The sequence below is a fragment of the Saccharibacillus sp. CPCC 101409 genome (genome assembly GCF_030518235.1).
In the GTDB taxonomy this organism is placed as follows: Bacteria; Bacillota; Bacilli; order Paenibacillales; family Paenibacillaceae; genus Saccharibacillus.
Window position 1 is genome coordinate 1 of record NZ_JAULSA010000040.1, and the last position, 2,024, is coordinate 2,024.

Consider the following 2,024-nt stretch of genomic DNA (forward strand, 5'->3'; position numbering starts at 1 on the left):
CATAAACTTTTGCGCATCATTTTTGGCATATGGAACTCCGGATCGGCCTTTCAAGCTCGCTAAACACTCAAACTGGATGTTAAATCCATTTTTATCTACTTTCCAAGGTAGGTTTATTTCAGTCTGTTCCATTTGGAAAGCTCAACGATTTTTTTATTGAAGACTTGACTTTGATTAGCTGGTTTAGATGATGCCACTCCTTCTTCGAGCTGCAAACGTTAACCATTGGCTCCTAAATTCAATATCTTTACCCTGTTTCTTCTCTCTTACAGTTTGAGGACTGCACCTTTCAATCAAAATCTCCCATTCTTTATATTGTTCTCGTAAAATACTTATAGCCACATCAGTCTTTACATTCAATTCAACAAGTCCGTCTTTCTCTTTCCCCTGTTCTAAATCATACTCTTTTACCTCTGTGCTCATCAGAATACAATTGATTCCTTCTTTTTTCGTTCCTTCAATCATTCGTAAAATCACTTTTTTAAATGCTTCTATATTCGATACATGTTCCAAGCATGAGCAAGCAATAATATAATCATGCTCTTCTCGTTCTATTTCATAATATTCAGCGTCTGCAACTTCAGTATCTAATGTTCTTTGAATGTCATACTCTTCTATGTACTTCGATAATTTATCAATGGCTGTGGGCAATAAATCCACTCCAAGTACTGATCCTCCATGGCTTTTAACCTTTTGAGCAATTGGAATGCTATTCCTTCCTACTCCACACCCTAAATCGAGTACGCTAACCTGATTAAGGTTCAATTGCTCAAGTAAATCCATCACGACTTGTACAGGCTTAGACAACCAAGTTCCCGCCTGGAAAAGAGACGTTTCATTATAGAAGTTCTCATGGTAATTCATTTCTGCTTCTCTTGCTTGAGTAAAGTTGTTAATCATATTTCACCTGCTTTTAAGTGTTCTACTGCTCTTGAGTGGTTTCATCTAACGTTCCTGTATTTACGACCCGACGCATGTCGGGTGTCCGGCGTATGCCGGAACAAGGACGTATGTCCGTAGCGTAAATATTATGTTAACTGATGTTCGTCAGCTTCACTGAGTTACCTGCACCGTCCCTACCATTAGTCCCTTTTTGTTTTTTAAAATAACTTCCTCCTCTGAAATCCATTGCAATTTGCCTAAATGAATATGGAACTTCCACTCGTTTGGTACTTCTTGAATTACAAGTTTCTTTACCACTTCTTTATCCCTTTTATCTGCTATACATACATAGATTTTAATCTCGCTTATTTCATGCTCACATATAATCATGGCCTTTAAATTACGCTTGGGGTTATATACGGCTTTACCCGATTGATACCTGTTGACCAGATTATCGTTCTCCATTTTCGAAAACACTTCTATGAATGGTTCGCTGTTCCATCCCTCTTCTTTAAGGACTTCAAAAGCTCCTTCTTTCAATACGTTAAAAATCATCCGTTTCTTTTCTTCTACGTTCAAATTGAAATATCTAGCAATATCAAATTCCATATGTATCTCGTATACTTCAGATTTAACAAACTTTTTTCGCGATTTGTTAATATCCGAGTAACATACAATCATTAACTTCCAAGAGATTGGAGTCTTATACCGATAATTTTTGAAATATCTTTCTGTCATCGAAGCTATGCAGCGACATTCATTTCTAAACTGAATCCGTTTAGATTTCCAACTTTGCTCATAGTCCTCAGCATCTTCTCCAACATAAGGCAGATCCAAATCAAATTCTTTTAATATCATTGGTTCATCTCCCTCATGGTTTGACGAATTTCAGTTAACGTTCCTGTATTCACGACCCAGCGTATGCTGGGTGTCCGGCGCATGCCGGGCCAAGGACGAATGTCCGCAGCGTGAATATGATGTTGGTATTCTCAGTTCATCCCCGATTCGTTCGAGGATGAACTTTTTCTTTATACTGGAGGAAACACTGGGTTAAATAACGCATGTTTTGTTGGGACATCGATCCCGTCACCTAAAGTGTTAGATGCCCACGCCTTTTGTTCCTACCCCGATTCAGCGGGTTG

At 38.4% G+C, this 2,024-nt stretch carries 2 protein-coding genes; both read right to left on the minus strand.

The features are described 5' to 3' along the window. Window positions 1-183: 183 nt before the first annotated feature. A complete protein-coding gene (locus QWJ34_RS26905) occupies window positions 184-900 on the minus strand; it encodes a class I SAM-dependent methyltransferase (RefSeq protein ID WP_302732220.1) in 717 nt (238 codons plus the stop codon). Window positions 901-1,053: 153 nt separating this feature from the next. Beyond that, window positions 1,054-1,740 carry a hypothetical protein gene (locus QWJ34_RS26910; protein WP_302732221.1) on the minus strand — a complete coding sequence of 229 codons (687 nt, stop codon included), beginning with the start codon at window positions 1,738-1,740 and terminating at the stop codon, window positions 1,054-1,056. Between the last annotated feature and the right edge of the window lie 284 nt (window positions 1,741-2,024).